This is a genomic window from Streptomyces sp. Y309 (genome assembly GCF_056712025.1).
The window spans coordinates 321,673-339,423 of record NZ_JBWYAE010000004.1; the positions used below are offsets into that span (position 1 = coordinate 321,673).

The 17,751-nt window shown below is 64.8% G+C and carries 13 protein-coding genes and 1 pseudogene; 3 read left to right on the forward strand and 11 right to left on the reverse strand.

Going from position 1 to position 17,751, the window contains the following annotated elements:
- Positions 1 to 110 precede the first annotated feature (110 nt).
- From AC0KTA_RS41675 to AC0KTA_RS41685, 3 genes are all read left to right on the forward strand, one after another.
- Entirely contained in the window at positions 111 to 1,259 is a 1,149-nt protein-coding gene (locus AC0KTA_RS41675; RefSeq protein WP_481057141.1) for a glycosyltransferase, read from the forward strand.
- Positions 1,246 to 2,313 carry an LCP family protein gene (locus AC0KTA_RS41680; RefSeq protein ID WP_481057142.1) on the forward strand — a complete coding sequence of 356 codons (1,068 nt, stop codon included), beginning with the start codon at positions 1,246 to 1,248 and terminating at the stop codon, positions 2,311 to 2,313. The genes AC0KTA_RS41675 and AC0KTA_RS41680 overlap by 14 nt, the downstream gene beginning before the upstream one ends.
- Positions 2,314 to 5,177: 2,864 nt before the next feature.
- Positions 5,178 to 5,711, forward strand: a complete 534-nt coding sequence (locus AC0KTA_RS41685; RefSeq protein WP_481057143.1) for an ATP-binding protein — start codon at positions 5,178 to 5,180, stop codon at positions 5,709 to 5,711.
- A gap of 1,602 nt (positions 5,712 to 7,313) precedes the next feature.
- Here the strand turns inward: AC0KTA_RS41685 and AC0KTA_RS41690 are convergent.
- The 11 genes and pseudogenes from AC0KTA_RS41690 to mpaB all read right to left on the reverse strand — a co-directional run bounded on the left by AC0KTA_RS41690 (position 7,314) and on the right by mpaB (position 17,671).
- Entirely contained in the window at positions 7,314 to 8,156 is an 843-nt protein-coding gene (locus tag AC0KTA_RS41690; protein WP_481057215.1) for a DUF4389 domain-containing protein, read from the reverse strand.
- A gap of 495 nt (positions 8,157 to 8,651) precedes the next feature.
- Positions 8,652 to 10,292, reverse strand: coding sequence for a daptide biosynthesis intramembrane metalloprotease (gene mpaP / locus AC0KTA_RS41695; protein WP_481057216.1), 1,641 nt, complete (start codon positions 10,290 to 10,292; stop codon positions 8,652 to 8,654).
- Positions 10,289 to 10,450, reverse strand: a complete 162-nt coding sequence (locus AC0KTA_RS41700; protein WP_481057223.1) for a hypothetical protein — start codon at positions 10,448 to 10,450, stop codon at positions 10,289 to 10,291. The genes mpaP and AC0KTA_RS41700 overlap by 4 nt, the downstream gene beginning before the upstream one ends.
- Before the next feature lie 181 nt (positions 10,451 to 10,631).
- Positions 10,632 to 10,697: pseudogene (locus tag AC0KTA_RS41705) on the reverse strand (hypothetical protein); the annotation flags it as partial.
- 1,216 nt (positions 10,698 to 11,913) lie between these two features.
- Entirely contained in the window at positions 11,914 to 12,051 is a 138-nt protein-coding gene (locus AC0KTA_RS41710) for a daptide-type RiPP (protein ID WP_481057144.1), read from the reverse strand.
- 764 nt (positions 12,052 to 12,815) lie between these two features.
- Positions 12,816 to 12,977 carry a hypothetical protein gene (locus AC0KTA_RS41715; protein WP_481057145.1) on the reverse strand — a complete coding sequence of 54 codons (162 nt, stop codon included), beginning with the start codon at positions 12,975 to 12,977 and terminating at the stop codon, positions 12,816 to 12,818.
- An 84-nt stretch (positions 12,978 to 13,061) separates the two neighbouring features.
- A complete protein-coding gene (locus AC0KTA_RS41720) occupies positions 13,062 to 13,217 on the reverse strand; it encodes a hypothetical protein (RefSeq protein WP_481057146.1) in 156 nt (51 codons plus the stop codon).
- A gap of 15 nt (positions 13,218 to 13,232) precedes the next feature.
- A complete protein-coding gene (gene mpaC / locus AC0KTA_RS41725) occupies positions 13,233 to 14,525 on the reverse strand; it encodes a daptide-type RiPP biosynthesis dehydogenase (RefSeq protein WP_481057147.1) in 1,293 nt (430 codons plus the stop codon).
- Positions 14,522 to 15,808 (reverse strand): daptide-type RiPP biosynthesis aminotransferase, encoded by a 1,287-nt coding sequence (mpaD, locus tag AC0KTA_RS41730; protein WP_481057148.1) that lies wholly within the window; start codon positions 15,806 to 15,808, stop codon positions 14,522 to 14,524. Before mpaD ends, mpaC begins: the two co-directional genes overlap by 4 nt.
- Positions 15,805 to 16,608, reverse strand: a complete 804-nt coding sequence (mpaM, locus tag AC0KTA_RS41735; protein ID WP_481057149.1) for a daptide-type RiPP biosynthesis methyltransferase — start codon at positions 16,606 to 16,608, stop codon at positions 15,805 to 15,807. The genes mpaD and mpaM overlap by 4 nt, the downstream gene beginning before the upstream one ends.
- 10 nt (positions 16,609 to 16,618) lie before the next feature.
- On the reverse strand, positions 16,619 to 17,671 hold the full coding sequence (mpaB, locus tag AC0KTA_RS41740; RefSeq protein WP_481057150.1) for a daptide biosynthesis RiPP recognition protein: 1,053 nt from the start codon (positions 17,669 to 17,671) through the stop codon (positions 16,619 to 16,621).
- Between the last annotated feature and the right edge of the window lie 80 nt (positions 17,672 to 17,751).

A 17,751-nucleotide genomic window follows, 5' to 3' on the forward strand; every position in this document is an offset into this window, starting at 1 on the left:
GCGTACACCGAGGCGGTCTGGGCCCGCCGAATGGAGCGTGTGCACATGTCCCGCTGCCGGGGCAGCATGCCCACTCCGGCCGAGGCGGCCGAGGTGTCAGGAGCGGTGCCATGAGCGGCACGGGCACGCATTTCACCCGCCACGTCACCCTCGTGCTGCCCTATCTCACCGCATACCGCGTCCCCTTCCTCCGCCTTCTCCGCAGTGAGCTCCTTGCCCGCGACATCCTTTTGACCGTCGCTCACGGGAGCCCGATCAGGCGCTCCGCTGGGCGCGGTGACGCCGTGCACCTGCCCGAGGCGGTGGAACTGCCGCAGCGATCAGTACGGTTCGCAGGGCGCGAGCTCGTCTGGCAGAGGCTGGGTGAACTCGCCCACGTCAGCGACGCGTTGGTTTTACCGCAGTCCCTACACCACCTACACCTCTACCCCCTCCTCGCCCGGCGCCCCACCAGGATCGCGTTGTGGGGGCACGGCAGGACTCATGTCTCGGCGCACGGCCGTGCCGAACAGTGGGCCAAGGCAGCGCTGACCCGCCAGGCCGACTGGTTCTTCGCGTACACAGAGGCCGGAGGCACGTACGCGATCAGAGCCGGCCTTCCCCCGGAGCGTGTCACCGTCGTGCAGAACGCATTGGACACCACGGCGCTGGCCACTGCCAGGAATGCGGTCACGGGGCAGGAGGTCGAGGAACTGCGCGCGCGGTACGGGCTGACGCCCGGACGAACCGGTCTGTACATCGGCGGGATCGACGAACTCAAGCGGATTCCCTTCCTTCTGGCTGCCGCTGTATGCCTCGCCCGCCGTGTCTCTGGGTTCCGGCTGCTGATCGCGGGCGATGGCAGTCAGCGGGACCTGGTACGGGCCGCCGAGCGGGAGACCGGGGCCGTCGTCTACACCGGGCCCGCTGACGACCAGGACAAGGCGCAGCTGGGTGCGGTGTCCGATGTGATGCTCGTGCCGGGTGCGGTGGGGCTGTGCGCGGTGGACTCGTTCGCGCTCAGGACGCCACTGGTCACGACCGACTGGCCCTTCCACGGGCCGGAGTTCGACTACTTGGAGGACGGTCGTAACGCCGTGGTGACGACGGCCGACGAGCCCGATGCGTACGCCGCGGCTGTCGCCGCACTGCTCGCCCGTCCTCGAGTACTTGCCTGCCTACGCCGCGCGTGCAGGAACGACGTGATGCGCTACACGGTGGAGTCGATGGCCGCCAGATTCGCCCAGGGAACGGAGGAACTCGTCCATGACCACGGATGACAGACCCACCGAAGAACGCGCGGCAGCCGAACAGCGGGTACGTGCCGGACGCGGCCGCACCCTGTTGCGCCTGGCCGGTCTTGGCGCGGCGCTGTTCCTGGTCCTCACGGTCGGTGCCGGTGTGCTCCTCTATGCACGGCTCGACAGCATCCGTACCGACGAGGAAACCGACCGCGCCCTGGGCGCCGACCACGGCTCCCGCCCTCACAAGGTGGCGAGCCAGGCGAAGAACATCCTGCTGCTCGGCACCGACAGCGAGGCGAACTGGGGCTCCACGCGGGCTGACACAGCGATGCTGCTGCATGTGTCCGCCGACCGCCGCAGCGCTTCGATGACCAGCGTGCCGCGCGACCTCATGGTGGACATCCCCAGATGCCTGAGGCCCGACGGCACGCGGAGCCGTGCCCAGTATGCGCAATTCAACTGGGCATACCAATTTGGCGGGGCAGCCTGCTCGATCCGCGCCTTCGAGCTCCTGAGTGGTGTCCATGTCGATCACCATGTCGTCATTGACTTCACCGGCTTCAAGAAAGTCGTGAACGCTGTCGGTGGTGTGGTGGTGGATGTGCCGATGCGGGTCTACGACCCGGAAACCCGCATCACGATCGAGCCCGGTGAGAAGCGGCTCGACGGCCCTGAGTCGCTGGCGTTCGTCCGCACACGCCTGGGCGTCCGTGACGGCAGTGATCTGCAGCGGGTCGAGCGGCAGAAGCAGTTTGTAAGAGATCTGATCGCCAGCGTTCGGGAGGCGGGCACACTGAGAAGTCCACCTCGGCTGTATCAGCTCCTGGAGGGGATTACCGCCTCGCTTACCACGGACAGCGGGCTCGACTCGCTCAGTGAGCTGTACGCGGTGACAAGCGCATGGAACATCCCGGAGGACGCAATGCGCCTGGTGACGGTACCCAGCGTGGAGCATCCCGACTACCGGGGGCGATACCGGATGGTGGCGAGGCAGGGCAAGGCGCTCTTCAAGGCCCTGCGCGAGGACAAGCCACTGCCGGACCGGCTCTACAACGCCTATACGCCGGACGGTAGATGGGCAGAGCCGTAGGCGGCCGCATCGCCCTTGGCATCATCTGAGGTGGATGTCGGGCGGGGTGGGGCGGGAGCACGGGGTTGGATCGCTGGACGGGCTGTGAAAGCGCCAAGCCGCTGTTCCCACAGCAACGGGTGCGGGCACAGGGCGTCGGGACAGCGAGTGCGCTTGATGAGACGCTGTTCGCCGCGGTCATCAACATGCTGGTGATGGCGGTTCGTGGTGGGCGCTGCCGCGCTGTTTCAACGTGTCTGAGTCGGCTGCCCGCCTCCGGTGTCTCCCTCAGCCCAGGACCGGGGAGGCGGGCACACGGGTCCAGGCCTCATGGACCGGTGCATGGCGCGTCCGAACGGAGCCAGTTGTTGACGTCGACGGCCAAGACAAGGCGGCCTCTGCAGCCTGTGGCAGCGCGGCCGGCAGACGTGGCAGCGCCCCTCGTCGACGTTCCCAGCGCCTCATGCGCGAAGACAGCCTGCAAGGTGTCATCCGCGGACAGCGACGCCGCACCACGATCCCCGAGCCGTCCGTACCCAGGCCACCCGATTGGTCGGCTGGCGCTTCACCGCGAGCCTGCCGAACCGGCTATGGGTCGCCGACCTCACGTGTACCGCACTTGCCCGAGGAATTCCAGGCCTCGCCCTGCACTACCGATCACAGGCGGCCCCGAACATCACCCGAAACTACAGACTGGACGCTACGAAACTCGCGGCAGTTCAGTGCTGGCGGCTGGATAACGGGCAGGTGATCGATGCGATTTCCTAGAGGACTGAGCCCGACTTCCAGGTTGGTCGACTGGCTGGGACGCGGCAGCAGCACGGCACCTGCAGAGTGGAAGAAGAGACTGTCCCGGCCGGCTGACGGCAACCGCCAAGCATGACCGTAGTGACGGCCAGCGCGTGTGACCAACGGGGGGGAGCCACGTGGATGACGATCGACAATCCTCCGGCCGGGACAGGTCCATATAGGAACGGGCGCCACCGCCTCTATGGACAACACCATGCAACCAGAGAATCAGGCACAGCTCACGGTCACTGGACGGTGTGTCGCTTGGATTTCATCATGCATCCCCCGAGCTCGTTAAAGCGCGCAGAGGAACAAAGTGTTGCTTCCCGCCTTCCGGCTCAAGGTAATGCCATAAGGAACCTACAACACGGCGGCCAAATCAGCAGGTTCAGCGTCGGCGTTGAACACGACACCGTCGAGTTTTGCAGTGGCCTCCATCCGTGCCGCGCCTGGCAGACCGTGCTCGCTGCCCTAGCCGCCGAGGCTCGCTTGGACATCGCCGTGTGCTATTTGGCGTTCGGCACATCAAATGGGTGCAGCCCGGCGCCCGTTGCCACCACACTCGCGGAGCTTGTCTGCGAACTAGGGCCTGCAGGAGGTTCAGGTCGGGGCACCGGGTGCTGGGGGCCTTGGGCAGGGGCCCCTCTTGCTCGGAGAGCGCTTCGGGGCGGGTGAGGATCAGGTTGGCTCCCGTCCGTGGTTTGGGGCGAAGTTGTTGGATGGCGGGGCCCGAGCTCGCGCATGCGCTGGACGAAACGGCGGACAGTTTGCGTGTCGCCTGTGTCGCCTGTGTCGCCTGTGTCGCCTGTGTCGCCTGTGTCGCCGCGGGCGACCAGTTCGGCGTGCAGGACGTGGGCACCAGGTGCATCCTTCGGCATGAACGTGGGCCAGGTAGTCGGCGCGCTCGTCGAGGATGCCGCTGTGGCTGGTCGCCGCGGTTCAGGAGTTCGTCGGCGTTGGCGGCCTGCATAAACCTGCATGAACCTGCGGACCGACTTCGGGGCCCCAGGCGCAGCTTGCACATGATTCCGGTGGGGTTGAACGTCCTGGCCCATGCGGGCATGCATGGGGCATGCCACTCCCGGATACCTCAGGCCAGCGGGTGGTAGCGGTTGGCGCATTGCCGGGCCTGCGGAGTACCCCGACGGCCCTCGTCTCCGGAGGAGTTGGTGAGGCCACGGCAGATGATCTCGGCTCCGATGACGACCGGTCTGTCGCGACTCCGGCATCCGCGAGGCGCCGTTAGTAACAACTGTGGACCCGAGCAGAATCCGCCCCGCATCCGGCCATGGCAACACGATCTCGTCACGGGTATGTGCCGCGATGCGCAACACCCCGTTGTCCACACTCACTTGCTCGGCCAGCACCTGCTTTAGGGGCGGGCACACCAGCCCGATACACACCGCGGTCACGGCAATCTTGCAAGACCCACAGAATGTGTACATCGGCTCGGATATCCGTCTTCCACCCCACTTGAAAATCTCAAAAGCTGTTGGCAGCAGGGCACCCCGCCTTCCTTCTCCCGGGCTCGGCGCCGCCGCTGCACCGACCGTACAATCATCCGCAGCTCCCTCGCGATTAGTGCCCTGGGCCAACCGCCCGACGGCTGCCATACAGACGTCCTCACGAAGCTCCCGCCCATTCCCCGGTCAGGCCACCACCTTGTCAGTCCACACGACAACACGAGTTCAAGGTTCGTAGATCTCGCATCGTCTCGTCATCGGTGGTCCGATGGCGTCGTTCTCATCTGCCTCTAGGTAATTGGCGCAATCATGAGGGTCTTGCCAGTTCGGAAGCCATTGGCTTCCTCGCTGTGATGGGGCTCGGAGTTCCATCGCGGGATGAAGGTGCGTTCCGCTGATGTGAGGATCCTCCACGTGAGCACCGAAGAATGATGCTTTTCCGTGAATATTCGCCACTTCCTTCCTGTGGACTAGAGTTCGAAGCGAACTCTAGTCAGAAACCAGCGGTTATTGCTTCCTTGGCAACTGGTGGAGTGGCATCCTGTGGGGACACTCACAGTTTGTGGTCGCGGCGTAACTGTAGGTGATTTTGTGTCGTACGCGCTGCGTCATGCCGACCGGGAGGGAACCCGGATGCCTAGCAAGATGGTGCCGCAGGACGTATCGATCTGCGCCAGGGATGATGTGGTCCGGGTCTTGGACAGTTGTCACCTTGAGGCGACGGTGCTCCCACTTACTGCCCCAGAGGATCGGGAGCAGACGGATCCATTACGGCAGGTGCACGTACTCGGCGGAGACATCACCACGCCAGCTCTAGCCCGCCGTTACGTCCGACACGGCCTGGAATCCTGGCGGATGCCTCCTGAGTGCATCGAAAACGCGGTGCAGGTGGTCTCCGAGTTAACGGCAAATGCAGTGCAGCACACCCGCTCGATGTGCATCCATCTCGAGATCGAATCGTCCCTCCACGAGGTTTACATCGCGGTACGCGACTGTGGCCCTCGGCCGGACGTTTCGCTCGGTGAACTCCTGCGCAACGACGAGGATCTGTGCGAGGGCGGTCGCGGACTGAGCATCGTGAGCACACTCGCCTTGAGGTGGGGCGCCGACCCTATCTCCAGCACTGGTCTTCGGGTCTGGGCGGTGATTGGGACGGGTGATGCTTGATTGATTTCCGCTCTAGCTGTTGATGTTGACGCATTCGTCCGCTAGATCGTTTGTTTCGGATCAGATCGTCGGTCTGCTGCGTTGTTGGCTGATGCCGGAGGGATCGAGCCACTGCTTCCGAGGCAGACCCCGAAGAGCGATGACCGGTGGCGGAAGCCATTCGATTCGATTGGTCGGCGCAATCGTGTGGAAGCGCGCCGCCGAGTCACCCTGGCAGGGCCTGCCCCGGTGGCGTTCGACTCCTCAAGGACTGCAACCAGTTGCAGCACGGGGCGATTTCAGTGGCAGATGGCGCCGGATGTTCACCGTGGCCAGCCCAGTTGATGTCGGGTGATGTGGCGTGAGCTGCCGACGGGCCGTCAGTTGCCCTCGGGTCGTCCCGTGGTGGGCTGGGTATCACCCTCGACGTGTGGCGGACCTGGGTATCACCCTCGACGTGTGGCGGACCTGGTGCCCAGGGACGTCAACCCTGCGGGTCCACTTCAAGACCTTCGGCGAACTCGAGGCGGCCCTGCCGGGCGTTCTGCCATGAGGTCAACTCCCGGATGCAGCCGCCTTCCTGGCCCTCGGTGCCGGCGCCGCGTCCTGGCTGGTGGAACCGGCATCGACTGGCGCCGGCCACGAGCACACGAGCCCCGTTCTTCGCAGCGAGGGCCACTCCCTACCGCCCGGCACCTCCGCCTGGCCTTCCTTCGTTATTCCCACCCCGACTGCGGACGCTGCTGAGTACGACGGAAGTGATCTCGCCTGATAGCCACCCCATGTCGAACTGTTCCCGGCTCCGGCAGCGACCCGCTCGCGGAGCCACCGAGCTGACCAAGCGGCACGACAAGGGCGTCGCGATCCAGGTGATCGCCATCGTCAGAGAGACAACGGCGTTACGTTCGGACCGTTCGAACACCGTCTGCATATATGCGCTGATCCAGCCCGATGACGCAAGCAGCCGAACCGACCCACAGAAGGGAACGACCATGTGGAAGACACGCCGAGCAGTCATGCTCGCAGCAATCGCCGCCGCGTTCGCCGGGACACTGGCGCCCCCGTGCGTTCTTCGAGGGGCTTGCAACAGGGCCGCTGGCCTCCGGGTCCGGCATGACTGTGTCCCCATGTCGAACCGAATGGCCTGGGGGTTGTGTCACCGGGCCTGAGAGGTGCTGCTAGAGACGCTGATGAGAAGTCCGGTCACCGTTCGGCCTGCCCGGGGCAACGCCGGGCAGTTCGCGGACGGCAGGTCTGCAACAGCGAACCGAGGCCGCGGGCCGTCTTCGACAAGCTAGTCTCGAAGTTCAGCACCGTACTGGTGATCGTGGACCAGCATGTCCAGGCCGTCCGCAGCGGCGGCGTGCGCCCCACCTCATCGACGGCTGCCTCGCTGGTGCCGGCCTCCAGTCACCACGACATGACACCCCGACAACTCTTTGGAAATGTCAGTAGGGACAGCCAGACCACGCTGCTCTGCGGGACGTCATCCAACGCCGCGGTGTCAGATCTTAGCGACGCCCCGCGTCGCTTCCCTTAGATCACTTCGTTAACCGAGTGCCCGCCAAGATTGGATGGGTGAGATCAGCACACCTACGACAGATGCTTCGCCACATCCCGACGCTACCCTGGCGTTTTGGTCCTCAAAGACAAGATGAAAGAGTCCCAGCACTTTGGCGCCAGAGCGTGGACGGTCTGAGCGGTGGTGTCCCGCTCGTCATCGGAGCTATAGCCCACGATAGCGTTGACGACGTGCCCCGCCAGGCCGAGCAACACGAACAGCACTACGAAAGCCTTGGCTACTGTGTCGAGTTGTAGTGGCCGAGTGCCGGAACTGACCTGCTCTACCGGTACTGGCTCGTCGCCGAACAGCCGCTTGGGGTAGGCAGGGGTGAGCATGTGACCATATGCGGTTAGACGCATGGTGTACCGGGCCACGGCAGCCGTTGCGGCATACAGTGGATCGGGCAGACGCCCGAGGATTAGGGTGACAGTCCAGAACACCCAGCTGATCGCGAGCCAGCCGACCTGGACGAAGTTTCCGACAACCGTCGCAGGGATCATTAGGATCAGCCGGAAGAACACCGCGAGACGATTGAGTGAGGTTGCCCGAACCTCGATCTGTACCGGATACTGCGGGGCCGAGAACGCGAAGGGCGGATAACGGTCGACCAAGAGCATGAAACTCGCGCTGACCCGGGTCTCGTAAGCAAGGACGGACCTGAGCAACGAGAAGATTCCGCCGGGTAGCCGCCCCGTGAACAAGGCAGCGAACCAGCCGACGATCGTGACAAAGAACGCCATGACAGCAAGACCACAGAGCACCACTAACTGAGGAAGCAGCAACAACGACCGCAGCAGCACAGTCCAGCGTCTTTGCCGCCCGGGAGCGGGGATGTCGAGGACAGGCAGCCACTCACCGCCCTCAGGGCTTGTCGCGGGGCGATGGTCCCAACCTGCCGCCATGAGCACTCCCGACAATTCCGGTTCAGCCGACACCATCATGCTGCGCCCTCGCAGCCGCGCTCGCACGGCCAAAGAGCCAATGGAGGCTGCAAGGGTGACGGCTAGTGGGGAGGCAGGAGGTTCGCCTTTGAAGCTGCCGCCGTCCGGGGCGACGCCGCGGCCAGCATGCTTGTCCCTCCCGAAAGGGCGAAATGGACATCAACTCGCGTACCGCCCTCTAAGAGGCGAGGTGGGCCGAAGCCTCGGCAGCTCGCTGAGACGGAGTAAGGCTGACACGGTTACAGATCGGGCGGGAGACTGAGGTCAAGGTCCTCGCCGAACCGACCCGGAAACGACGCCGGAGACCGGAATGACGACGGGGCGCCGATGAGACCGGGGCTCAGCATCCGCTGCCCGGAACGGCTTACACGATCGGTGAATTGGGCGCTGCCGGGCCGGTGGAAGTTGAAAGCACTGGAAGTCCATGCGCATTTTCCTCGCTGTTCTCTTGCCCTGCTACCAACGCCACGCCGGAGCGATGAACTTGTCGTACAGCCACACCCCGATCGTCTTGGTCCCGGCATCCACCTGGGCCACGCCCACCTGGTTCTCGGGAGCCTCGCTCGTCGTCAGCGGATAGCTGACGGCAGGCACGGACAGTACGTCGGTCCGCACAGGCAGGAAAACTGAAAGGGGCGCGGTCGTGTCGCGGGCAAGGTCTGTGGTGACGACGGCCTGTCCGGCCTTAGCTCGGATAGCCACACTCGCCCGGTACAGACGCACTGGGCTGTTCTCACGGATCACCGAACGATCGACCGAAGGGGCAAGGAGAAGCTCAACACGCCCGCCATCCCGTACGAGGTAGCCACCGCTGACGGTGTACGGCACTTTGATGAGGGTCAGCGCTGCTCCGACCATGGCGAGGGCCAGCGCCACCACTGTGCCGATCCGCAGGACGCCAGCTCCCCCGGTCCGGGCCTCGCGGATGAAGCGAAGCAGGCCGCGACCCAGGTAATACGCGAGACAGCCGATGCCGCACACCACCAGCAATGCGCCCACGTTCCCGAACCGCTGCAGCCAGGACGCCCACAGCAACACGCCCGTGGCGACCAAGAAGAGGGGGAAGATCATGCAGGCGAGGCCGAAGGGAACCGCCCATCGCAGATCCGGCAGCCTCCGATCGTAGCGTCCGCCGAACAGGATCCGAGCAGTGAAGCACTTTGCGTCGTGGAGCGCGCGGTCACGCAGGTGCGGAATGTCGAAGTGACTCATCAACGCGAGGTATCCGTCCAGCCTGACGAACGGAGTCAGGTTGAGTAGTCCGCCGATGTAGCCGACAACAGCGAAGACGATGAGGCCGTCCCGAAGCTGTGCCTCGGCAAACAGCGAAGCCATGGCCGACCCGCCGGCGATGACCCACTGCGTCGCGATTCCTGCCAGGGCCACCGCAACGCGCTGCTGCTTGCGGGGCAGCCGCCAGCCGTCGGAGACGTCGCAAAAGAAGGCGGGCGACAGGTAGAACAGCATCACGCCCATCCGCGCGGGCCGACCACCGTAGTGGCCGAGGACGGCACCGTGGCCAAACTCGTGGACCACGATGGTGGCCAGCAACCCGACGACGATGGCCAGGTACGTGGACAACGGCAGCGGCTGCCCCAGAGCCGTACTCAGCCACCGTGCCTGGCAGGCGAGAGCCAGTAGGCCGCACAGCGCGAGAGCGCCGAGCGCGGATAGCCCCGCGCGACTCATCAGGAGGCCGACGAGTGGTGAGAACCGACGCAGGATATGTTCGGGGTTGAGCACGGTGAACTGCACGGTCAGCGGCGGCACAAACTTGACCCGCCGACCGTAGCGGCTGGGTCGTCTGACCGGCTCACCGTTGTCGAGCAATTGGCCCGTGGCGAGTTTGCCGACTGCGGTGCCGACTGCCTCCGCAGTCCATGGCGGCCCAAGGACGTCCGCCAAGTGGGCGTGGTCCCGTATTCCGTTCACGGTGAGCGCCAGCTTGGCCAGGTCGGGCTGGACACGGAAGTACTGGTCTGTGCCACGTTGGATGACCCAGGGAGCCCCTTCTTCTGCAGGCTCGTGCACCGATACGTCGGCGGCGAGCTTGGGCCGGTCCAAAAACTCAGAGGCGATCTCTACCGGCGTGGTCATAGAGGGCATGCGGCTACGTCTTCCGTGATGTGGCGGGAGCGGAGCAGCCCGCGCAGCGAGCGGATGCGGTCCGGGGCGAGGCCGTTGACCGGACCGCCGAGTATCATCGGCTCGGGGGCGGTGAGCAGGGCAGTGGCCAGGGCGAACCACTGTTTCATGCCGGTCTAGTAGCCCCCTGGCGATCGGCACCGCTGGCAAGTCCGACCAGATCCAGCACTTCATACACCACCGGAGCGGACGGCAGACCCAACGTTCTGGCCCAGACCTTGAGATCGCGACGAACGCTCCCGCGGTGGGGCACGCAAGCCCGAGGAGCATCCGCAGCGAGGTGGTCTTGCCGACGCCGTTACGGCCGAGCAAGCCCACGACTCGTTCGGACCGGACCGTGAAGGAGAGGTCCTCCACGGCCCAGACCGCTCACGAAAGCCATGGCCAAGGCACGCTGGCTCCGCCAATACCTGCTCCCCATCCACCGCCAGCACTACCTTCTCCGTGGGGCCGAGATGCCGTGGCGGATGCTGCCCGCCACCACAGGACCCCGGTATCAGACCCCATCACCCATCAGCAAGGGCCGATCCAGCACATACGAGGCACAAGGCGTGGCCACATCGACCCAAAGAGACCGCCCCGCCCAAAAAAGGGGGCCTCCAGGGTCTCAAGCTTCTCCATGCCCAGATCTAGTACTGGCTGGATATTCTCGTTTGCTTGCATTGATGACACCTCCTCTCGCAATTCAGATACCGACATTCGTCACGGTCGCATCCACCATGGCCACCCGACCCCACGGCATCCACGCCCAAAGCTGGCGAGGCCGTTGATCGGATCGCCGAATACCAGCGGCTCGGGGGCGTGGCTAGGGAGAAGCCAGCCCGAGGAGCATCCGCAGCGAGGTGGTCTTGCTGACGCCGTTACGGTCGAGCAAGCCCACGACTCGTTCGGACCGGACCGTGAAGGAGAGGTCCTCCACGGCCCAGACCGTTTACGAAAGCCATGGCCAAGGCACACTGGCACCGCCAGCACTACTTTCTCCGTGGGGCCGAGATGCCGTGCGGATGCTGCCTGCTACCACAGAACCCCGACATCAGACCCCATCACCATCCGCAACCAAAAAGGCACTGGTGGATGGGTGGGAAGAATGGGGGGGTCTGCCCCCACATACCGCGAGGCCCCCACATAGGGGCTTCCAGGGTCTCAAGCTTCTCCATGCCCAGATCTAGTACTGGCTGGATATTCTCGTTTGCTTGCATTGATGACACCTCCTCTCGCAATTCAGATACCGACATTCGTCACGGTCGCATCCACCATGGCCACCCCAGTACCCCGTAAGCAACCGAAATCAGGCCAGTAGCATGCCACCCGAAATAACACAGCCGACCCCACGGCATCCACGCCCAAAGCTAATGGAACCGCCGAAGTCCGACTAGGAAGCAGCCCTAGGGGGCCGGGACTCCGCGGTAGCACAAACTGCCACCACCACGGAACCCCGACGTCAGCCCCTATGGGTGCCAGACCCCGTTCACGAAATTTCCCCACCACTTGCCGAAATTAGACCAAAAGGTTGGGGCCTCCAGGGTCTCAAGCTTCTCCATGCTCAGATCTAGTGCTGGCTGGATATTCTCGTTCAAAAGACCCAACGGATGGCTTGGACGGCGCTCGTCACCCACTTAAAGGCATTCCCAAGCCAGTTGGGGGCCTCCAGAGCCTCCAGCTCCTGCATGCCCAGATCCAGCACCGGCTGGATATTCTCTTTCGCGTGCATTAAACAACTCCTCTCGCGGTTCAGGCATCAACATTCGTCACGCCTGCACCCACCATCGGCTGCCCCAGTAACCCGTAAGCAACCGGAATCAGGCCAGTAGCATGCCACCCGAAATGGCACATCCGGCCCCACGGCATCCACGCCCAAAGCTAATGGAACCGCCGAAGTCCGACTAGGAAATAGCTTAGGGTGGCCGGGACTCCGCGGTAGCAGAAACTCCCCACCACCACGGAACCCCGACATCAGCCCCTATCAGTGTAGGACCCCATGCCAGAAACGACCCCACCATGCGCCGAAATTAAACCAAGTGGGGGCCTCCAGGGCCTCTAGCTTCTCCATGCCCAGATCTAGTACTGGCTGGATATTCTCGTTCGCTTGCATTGATGACACCTCCTCTCGCGGCTCAGACGCCGATATTCGTCACGGTCGCATCCTTTATCGGCCGCTCCAGTAACCCGTAAGTAATCGGAATCAGGCCAAGTAGCATGCCACCCGAAATAAAGCTCAATGGAACCGTCGAAGTCTGACTAGGGAACAGCCCTAGGGCGGCCGGGACTCCGCGGTAGCAGAAACTTCCCACCACCACGGAATCCCGACATCAGGCACCATAGATGGCCCGCTCGAACGATCCGCGCGCCGAGGACCACACGATCAGTAACAGCGCCCAGGAGCGCGTCGACTGAATCGTTCCTGGAGGAGCCGGGGAGCGGGCCCGCCCTTCCCGGTACGACGGTGTACGTGACACTCAGTTCGTACGAACGGCCTCAGCCGTGGTTCGTGTAGCCATATCCGAACCCGTGATACATGCTGTTCCAGGCATTCCTGAACCAGTTACCGACATTCCCAAGCCAGTTGGGGGCCTCCAGGGCCTCCAGCTTCTCCATGCCTAGATCTAGTACTGGCTGGATATTCTTGTCCACTTGCATTGATGACACCTCCTCTCACGGTTCAGGCACCTACGTTTGCGGTTGCGTCCACCACCGACCGCCCGATGCTTGGAGGCACCGGGATCAGGTGATGAACCACCCGGCGACCCCCATGCCGATGGGGACGGCCCATTTCACAAACTGTCCGGCGAAATGGGCAAAATTCCAGGGGGCTACGATAGCCTCCAGCTCCTGCATGCCCAGATCCTGTACTGGCTGGATATTCTCGTTCGTTTGCATTGATGACACCTCCTCTCATGTCTGTGGTCGAAGTGCTTCTCTTTTCCCGCCTTGCTGCACCGAATGGTGGGCCAAAGCGGAAATCCTTGATGCGTCCGCGCGTGGCGGGCGTTGAGGCGCACGCTCGGTGGCCTCTCGCAGCAGGCTCAGAACGTCATCGCCGTCGAGCCCGCCGAGCATGGGCAGCCCGGCTCCCCAGGCCCGTACGATCCGCCTGGCGACGGCCTCAGCCTGGCTGGGTGTTATGTCGATGCAACGCCCGATCAGCCAGGAATCGATGAGCGCAGCCACTCCGGAAGCCGGGTTCGCAGGAAGTTGTTCCGGACTTTCCGACCGGAGGAGAGACCACAGCCGTCGTAGCCGCCGGTCCGACCCCAGCCGCCCCTCACCGGCGTCGATCGCCCGCCATAGCGGCGGCAACAGGGCAGCCACCGCTGTCATCTTGCGTACCGCGAGCGCCGAGGAGAGCTCGTTGGCGATGAGCCACCCCTTGACCGCGCACGGATCGCGGCCCGCGAGGAACCACTCACCATGGCTGCTGCCGCTCAGCTCTGCGATCTCATGGCGAAGCCGATCGCAACACCGCTGTTCAGCCCGAGCCGCGTCACGCACTTCGTACCCGAGCCGCACCAGTCGCCCGGCGGCACTCTCCACGCGCGCGTCCTGGGACGGAGCGTCTGCGTGATCACCGACATACGGGCTCACCAGTCGGAATAGCACTTCAAGCACACCTTCGGCGACCAGCTCCTGGGGCAGGGTGGCCGTGGCTTCAGGGGCGATCACGGCGACCTCGGGCCGCAGCGATCTGCCCATGATCAGCCGCTTCCCCTGCGGGTAGGTGAGGCATGCGACAGCGCTGGACTCCGAGCCTGTGCCAATGGTCGTGGGTACGGCGATCAGTGGCATGGGCCGGGTCGGCGCGGGGGGGAGCATGATCGCTCCGCTGCGTTGGGGCACCGTCAGCCGGGCAGGGACCTCTGGGTCCGCTGTCACCAGCGTGGCCAACTTGGCCTGGTCGAGCAGCGAGCCGCCACCCAGGCCGACGACCAGCTCTGTATCGGCCAGCCGGTCCGCGAGAGCAAGCACACTGCTCAGATCGCCGCTTCCGTGCAGCGCGAGGGCTTCGGTCAGGCCATACGCCCCGTCCAGTGCGGCTCTTACGCGCTGGTGGATCACTGTGTCACGGACCGGGCCGTCGACGAGGACGGTGACTCTTCGCCCACGGATGTCGAAGTCGTTCCTCAGTAGCCGCGCCAGCTCGCCCGTCCCGCTCAAGGGCTGCCGCAGGTTGTTACCGGTGCTCTTCATACTCGGGCCTCCTGCACGGCGGCTCGGCCGGCGTACAGGTCGAGGCCCACCCGAATGCACGCGAACAGTTCGTCGAGTTCGGCGTCGGTGTAGGTCAGCGCGGGAAGGAGCTGCATGCCGTGCGGACCAGGGTGCACGATGGCGCCTGCCTCCCGGACCGCGGCGACGAGCGAAGCCACCTCGGACTGCGGCAGGGGCGTCCCGCTGCCGTCGGCCGCCGCAACTCGAACCGACCGGAAGCAGCCAACGCCCGTCGTGCCGGTCACGAGGGAGTGTTCGGCGATGAGCGCGGCCAGCCCCTTCTCCAATCGGTTGGCCAGCCTCCGCCCCCGAGTGACCGCATCGAGCCTGCGCATCTCCGAGATGGTGGCGAGGATGGTCGCGCAGGTGACCGGGGTTCCGGCCTGCGTCTCGCCGTGGACGAGGACAGCGCCCGTCTCATCGAAAACCTTCGCCACCGACCGTGCAGCCAGTACGGCGGCGGCGGCGCTGGTGCCGTTGGTCAAGCCCTTGGAGGTGATGAGAAGGTCGGGCCGGGTCGGCCATCGCTGGGAGGCGAAGAAGTCCCCGGTGCGGCCGAACCCGCTGGCCACCTCGTCGGCCACCAGCAGGAATCCGTACTCCTCGCGCAGTCGCAGCAGCTCGGCGACGTACTCCTCGCTGAGAGGCAGGGCTCCTGTGCCCATTACCGGCTCGACCACCACAGCCGCGACTTGAGCACCCTGGCGGGACATGAGTGCGACCAGTTCCCCAGGCTCGTTCGGGGTGATGTGCCGGACGAGCCGCTGGTCGACCCCGTAGATCTGCTGTCCCAGGTCCTCCCCGGTCATCGCGAAGCCGCCGAACGTCAGACCGTGGTAACTGCCGCGCAGGCCGACCACGACCTGGCGTCGGCTCCTACCGCGCAGTAGCTGGTACTGCCGGGCGAGTTTCATCACGAGATCGTTGGCCGCGCCGCCCGAAGTGGAGAACAGCACCCGCCTGTAGTGCTCAGCACCCGCAAGCTCCACCAGTGCGTCCGCCGCGCGTCGAGCGTATTCGTTCTCTTCGCGGAAGACGCTCAGATAGGAGGCCGTGCGCAGTGCTTCGGCAGCAGCCTCAGCGATAGCCCGGTTGCCGTATCCGAGGTTGGTGTTCCACAGGCCGCTTCTGCCGCAGAGCAGTTCCCGCCCGTCGGCGAACTTGACACGCGCGCCTTCCGCGGACACCGCGCACAGGTCGTCCCTGCCGTGCAGGTCGGGCGTTAGCAGCGAGGGCCACAGCGTGTATCGGGTGGACTTCACGCGGCCGCCTCCGCCTCGAGGAGCACGCTGTGATAGCGCGGGGTGACGTCGGGCAGCTCATGCCGGGAACGTACGGCGAATCCGGCGTGGCGCAGCTCCTCTTCTAGCTGATCGGCCGACAAGACACGGATGCTGGTGGTGCAGACCTCGATCCGGCCCTCTCCGATCACTGCCGGGAACACCGTGACGATGCGGGACTCCGCTCCGGGGGGCCAGTAGTCGAACATCCGGTAGCTCCGGCCGCTGCCGGAAGTGAACTCCAACTCCATCTCGTCCGGCGCCGTGTCACATGACTCCAAGTCCACGGTGGACAGCAGGAAGCGGCCACCGGGTGCGAGGTGGGCCCGTACCGAGTCGTACAGGCCCTTGCGGCCAGAGGCGTCCAGCAGTGAGACGGAGGACGTGCCCAGAACGATCGCACCGAACTCACGATCGAGGGCGAAATCACCCATATCGGCCTGAATTATCGTGCACCGGTTCCGCAGCGCCGCGGGAGCCGCCTCGAGCCGTGCGGCCAGCAGCTTCAGCATGCTGCCGGCGAGTTCCAGCGCGGTGACGTCCCGCCCCGACGCCAGCAGGGGCATGGTCAGCCGACCGGAACCGGCCGCCAGCTCGAGTACAGGTCCAGGTGTGGCCTGCAGCAGGGTGAGCAGTTCACGTACTTCGCTGGTTTCCTTCCCGGCCAAATCGTGGTAGACGGGGGCGCCTACCTCGTCGTAGAGGTCACAGCACACCGTCCTGTCGCCGAGCTCTGCCAGGAGCACGCCGGCCCGACCGGGGATCGCGGGCTCGTTCGGCATCAGCCCACCTTCACTTTCCCTCACTGATGAGAACGCCGGAGGGCAGTTTTACGCCCGCTCCATCGAACAGCGCCTGCACTCGTTCGAGGTTCTCTCGGTCGGCAAACCGAGCCGCTGCCTCCACCGAACCGCACACCAGCAGGATCTCTGCCAACTCGGCTGCCTTGTGCCCCAGTTGGAAGCTTCGCCCCTCCCGTGAGCTGTGCGCGTACACAGCGTCGGCCGTCCACAGCAGGAGCGGCAGCGCGGGATCAGTGGCGTCCGCCGCACCAGGCAGCTCGCTCAGGGCAACCACAAGACGGCCGCCAAAACCGGATACTCCGGTGACGTTCAAGCCGCGGGCCCGCAGGTCACGAATGCCGTGCAGAGCAGCGAGATACCGTCCGAGCCAGGGGCGTTCGGCCAACGCTGGCTCGCGGCTCGACTCCGGCAGCCATTCGCCAAGGCACACAGCGCAGGGCTGCAGGCTTTCGCTGTTGATACGCGCCCACTCGGCGGTAATCTGCTCGAGGCTGTCGCCCGCGATGCCCAGTCGCTTGCCGCCCGGAGAAGTCGACAGTTCCCCGGAGCGCCCCACATACAGTCGGAACGAGGGACCGTCCCCCTCAGGCCCCGCTCCCAGGGCAGGAAGATCCGCGAGCTGAATCACCGGACTGGTGATGAAATTGGCGAAGACACCTTCATGGCGTGCCCGGTCGGCATCTCCGAGGTATGCCTCAAAGTCCGTGCTGTCGGCTACTCGGACCAGAGTGGGGCCGACCACCGACATGTACTTGCTAATGCTGTAAGCCTGGATCTCCAGGTAAAAGCCGGGATCGTGGGAGAATTCCGCCTCCGGCTGGCTGAGCGAGCCCTCGTAGCCGACGATCAACGGACCGTCTGTGCTGCCCGGATGCCCGGGAACGAAGACCGTCGTCGTGGCGTCCACCACGTCGGAGGCAAGCAGGGCAGACAGGTGTGCGGGGTTCTCAAGGACTGCCGTCAGAGCAGGTCCTCGTCGGCGAGGGAGGCGCCCGGCGCGGCCGGTCGCCCAGTTCATCAGGTGCTCTTGTGACTTAGACATCAGTTCCCTTGTTCATACCCTTTTCTCCGACCCAGGCGTCGCCATCGGGGATGGCATGCAACGCATCCGCCAGTGCGGTC

What these genes read in the sequence shown, in the direction of transcription:
- mpaM (WP_481057149.1), bottom strand. Translation starts at nt 16,608, where the DNA reads ATGCCGAACGAGCCCGCGATCCCCGGTCGGGCCGGCGTGCTCCTGGCA.
- AC0KTA_RS41715 (WP_481057145.1), bottom strand. Translation starts at nt 12,977, where the DNA reads ATGCAAGTGGACAAGAATATCCAGCCAGTACTAGATCTAGGCATGGAG.
- AC0KTA_RS41700 (WP_481057223.1), bottom strand. Translation starts at nt 10,450, where the DNA reads ATGAAACAGTGGTTCGCCCTGGCCACTGCCCTGCTCACCGCCCCCGAG.
- AC0KTA_RS41680 (WP_481057142.1), top strand. Translation starts at nt 1,246, where the DNA reads ATGACCACGGATGACAGACCCACCGAAGAACGCGCGGCAGCCGAACAG.
- mpaP (WP_481057216.1), bottom strand. Translation starts at nt 10,292, where the DNA reads ATGACCACGCCGGTAGAGATCGCCTCTGAGTTTTTGGACCGGCCCAAG.
- AC0KTA_RS41685 (WP_481057143.1), top strand. Translation starts at nt 5,178, where the DNA reads ATGCCTAGCAAGATGGTGCCGCAGGACGTATCGATCTGCGCCAGGGAT.
- AC0KTA_RS41690 (WP_481057215.1), bottom strand. Translation starts at nt 8,156, where the DNA reads ATGGCGGCAGGTTGGGACCATCGCCCCGCGACAAGCCCTGAGGGCGGT.
- AC0KTA_RS41720 (WP_481057146.1), bottom strand. Translation starts at nt 13,217, where the DNA reads ATGCAAACGAACGAGAATATCCAGCCAGTACAGGATCTGGGCATGCAG.
- AC0KTA_RS41675 (WP_481057141.1), top strand. Translation starts at nt 111, where the DNA reads ATGAGCGGCACGGGCACGCATTTCACCCGCCACGTCACCCTCGTGCTG.
- AC0KTA_RS41710 (WP_481057144.1), bottom strand. Translation starts at nt 12,051, where the DNA reads ATGCACGCGAAAGAGAATATCCAGCCGGTGCTGGATCTGGGCATGCAG.
- mpaB (WP_481057150.1), bottom strand. Translation starts at nt 17,671, where the DNA reads ATGTCTAAGTCACAAGAGCACCTGATGAACTGGGCGACCGGCCGCGCC.
- mpaC (WP_481057147.1), bottom strand. Translation starts at nt 14,525, where the DNA reads ATGAAGAGCACCGGTAACAACCTGCGGCAGCCCTTGAGCGGGACGGGC.